The sequence below is a fragment of the Bradyrhizobium sp. NBAIM08 genome (genome assembly GCF_020193935.1).
In the GTDB taxonomy this organism is placed as follows: domain Bacteria; phylum Pseudomonadota; class Alphaproteobacteria; order Rhizobiales; family Xanthobacteraceae; genus Bradyrhizobium; species Bradyrhizobium yuanmingense.
On the sequence record NZ_JADYVR010000517.1, the window covers coordinates 1 to 433 of the forward strand.

A 433-nucleotide genomic window follows, 5' to 3' on the forward strand; every position below is an offset into this window, starting at 1 on the left:
GTTCTACGGCGGGACCTACTTTCCGCCGGAAGACGCGCACGGCCGACCCGGGTTCGTCACCGTCCTCCGTGGGCCCGACGACGCATACAAGAACCGCAAGGACGACGTCCAGCAAACGGCCAGCCAGCTCGAGGACATCCTCAAGCAACTCGCCGAGCCGCGTCCGCCGGGCGGGCCGATCGCCATCGAGCGGGGCTTCGTCGATCGGCTCATCGTGCGCTCGACGAGCGATTACGAATCCACCTACGGCGGATTTGGCTCGGCGCCCAAGTTCCCGCGCGAAACGCTGCTCGAACTGCTGCTGACCTACACCGCTGACGAGCAGGCCGACGCTGCGAAGAAGGAGGCCGTCCGCAAGAAGCTCCTCCACACGCTCGACGCTCTCGCCGCTGGCGGCATTCGCGATCAGCTCGGCGGCGGTTTCCATCGCTAC

At 66.7% G+C, this 433-nt stretch carries 1 protein-coding gene; it reads left to right on the forward strand.

Annotated elements, in window-relative coordinates:
* The coding region (locus I6F37_RS40730; protein ID WP_225154480.1) for a DUF255 domain-containing protein at positions 1-433 on the forward strand (433 nt) is incomplete at both ends.